This is a genomic window from Devosia sp., from assembly GCF_965229025.1.
Classification (GTDB): domain Bacteria; phylum Pseudomonadota; class Alphaproteobacteria; order Rhizobiales; family Devosiaceae; genus Devosia_A.
In genome coordinates, this window is the sequence record NZ_OZ245853.1 from 1 (window position 1) to 2,500 (window position 2,500).

1 protein-coding gene and 2 rRNA genes (1 of these 3 cut by a window edge) are annotated in these 2,500 nt (G+C 59.2%); all 3 read left to right on the plus strand.

The genetic code is table 11. The features are described from left to right. Nucleotides 1-636 (plus strand): 23S ribosomal RNA (locus ACO06J_RS00005); the annotation flags it as partial. A gap of 99 nt (nucleotides 637-735) precedes the next feature. Then, nucleotides 736-851 (plus strand): 5S ribosomal RNA (rrf, locus tag ACO06J_RS00010). A 221-nt stretch (nucleotides 852-1,072) separates the two neighbouring features. Continuing rightward, nucleotides 1,073-2,500 carry the 5' portion of a cryptochrome/photolyase family protein gene (locus ACO06J_RS00015; protein ID WP_421762414.1) on the plus strand. Its footprint extends 132 nt past the window's final position, so 1,428 of the gene's 1,560 nt are visible here — the first part of the coding sequence; its start codon is at nucleotides 1,073-1,075; its stop codon lies off the right edge, out of view.

Genomic DNA, 2,500 nt, shown 5'->3' on the forward strand with positions numbered 1-2,500 from the left:
GGCGGTCGCCTCCCAAAGAGTAACGGAGGCGCGCGATGGTGGGCTCAGACCGGTCGGAAATCGGTCGCTGAGTGCAATGGCATAAGCCTGCCTGACTGCGAGACTGACAAGTCGAGCAGAGACGAAAGTCGGTCATAGTGATCCGGTGGTCCCGCGTGGAAGGGCCATCGCTCAACGAATAAAAGGTACTCTGGGGATAACAGGCTGATACTGCCCAAGAGTCCATATCGACGGCAGTGTTTGGCACCTCGATGTCGGCTCATCACATCCTGGGGCTGGAGCAGGTCCCAAGGGTATGGCTGTTCGCCATTTAAAGTGGTACGTGAGCTGGGTTCAGAACGTCGTGAGACAGTTCGGTCCCTATCTGCCGTGGGTGTAGGAATATTGAGAAGAGCTGACCCTAGTACGAGAGGACCGGGTTGGACGAATCTCTGGTGGACCTGTTGTGGCGCCAGCCGCATTGCAGGGTAGCTATATTCGGACGGGATAACTGCTGAAAGCATCTAAGCAGGAAGCCTCCTTCAAAACGAGTATTCCCTTGAGAGCCGTGGAAGACCACCACGTTGATAGGCCAGATGTGGAAGCGCCGTAAGGTGTGAAGCTGACTGGTACTAATAGCTCGATTGGCTTGATCGTTCTCATTAGTTCATGCCCGCAGTTCAAAACTGCGAAGAACGAAAACAATCGTTCAGATCAAAAAACCAAACCAAAATTCACCCGTGTGTTTTTCGCCGATCTGGTGGTAATTGCGAGGGCCTCAGAACCCGATCCCATCCCGAACTCGACCGTTAAATCCCTTTGCGCCGATGGTACTAAGTCTCAAGACTTGGGAGAGTAGGTCGCTGCCAGGTCTGCCAAAAACATACGTCTCATTTACGAAACCGAAACACTCAAACCCCCGTGGCGAAAGCCCCGGGGGTTTTCGCGTCTAAGGGGGGCAGGGGAACGGCGTCACGCGACAAGCCAGAGGCCATTGGCAGCTCGCTCCCTTCATCCTGCCACTCTCATCTGAACCTTACAGCAGTTCGCCTCGTAACAAGGCTATGCGAACGCTGAGAGGTTACGTGTGGCTATCAGAAACCTCGTCCTGATCCTCGGCGACCAGTTGAGTGAGGATCTCAGCGCTCTCGCGGGATTCGATCCTGCCCTCGACCTGGTGCTGATGGTCGAGGTGCGCGCCGAGGCGATCTACGTCAACAAGCACAGGCAGAAGATCGCCTTCGTCCTCGCCGCAATGCGGCATTTTGCTGTGACGCTGCGTGAGCACGGCTTTCCGGTGGACTATGTCCATTTCGAGGACGAGGGCAACTGTGGTGATTTCACTGGTGAGCTGCGGCGTGCCGTCGCCCGTCACAAGCCGCAGCGCGTGATTGTCACCGAGCCCGGCGAGTGGCGCGTTCTGGATCTTATGCGCAACTGGCAGTCTGACCTCGATCTTCCCGTCCTCATCCGTGCAGACGACCGCTTTCTCTGTTCACGCGAAGCGTTCGCCGCCTGGGCGCAGGACCGGAAACTCTTCCGCATGGAGCACTTCTACCGCGAGATGCGTAAGCGAACCGGCCTCCTGATGGAGGACGGAAAGCCCGCCGGCGGCGCCTGGAACTTCGATACCGAAAATCGCAAGGCGCTACCCAAGGGCAAACGCGCTCCGCCTCGCCTCCGCTTCGCGCCAGATGCGATCACCCGCGAGGTGATCGACCTCGTTGATCGCCACTTCTCCCAGCACTTCGGCGACCTCGAGCCTTTCGGCTGGGCTGTAACACGCGCCGGCGCCCTCGATGCCCTCGCCCATTTCCTTAGCGAGTGCCTGCCGGAGTTCGGCGACTACCAGGACGCGATGAAGGCCGGCGAGCCCTTCCTCTATCATTCGATCATTTCACCCTATCTCAATGTTGGATTGCTCACGGCGCGCGAGGTCTGCAACGCCGCGGTCGCCGAGTGGGTCGCCGGGCGCGCGCCGATCAACGCGGTCGAAGGCTTCGTGCGCCAGATCCTGGGCTGGCGCGAGTATGTCCGCGGGCTCTATTTCCACCTCATGCCGCGTTACCGGCAAAGCAATCATCTCGCTGCCGGCCGGCCGTTGCCGTGGTTCTTCTGGTCGGGGGAGACGGAGATGAACTGCGTCGCCTCGACCGTTCGTGACACCAGGCAGCATGCCTACGCGCACCATATCCAGCGGCTGATGATTACGGGCAACTTCGCGTTGCTGGCCGGGCTCAATCCCCCCGAGGTCGAGGCCTGGTATCTCGGGGTTTACATCGATGCGTTCGAATGGGTCGAACTGCCCAATGTGCACGGCATGGCGCTCTTTGCGGATGGCGGGGTCCTTGCCTCGAAACCCTACGCGGCCTCTGGCGCCTATATCGACCGGATGTCCGACTACTGCGGCGCGTGCCGCTATGACCCGAGGGTAAAGACGGGTCCGTCGGCTTGCCCGTTCAACTTCCTCTATTGGAACTTCCATATCGCTAACCGCGACAAGCTCGGCAGCAACCAGCGG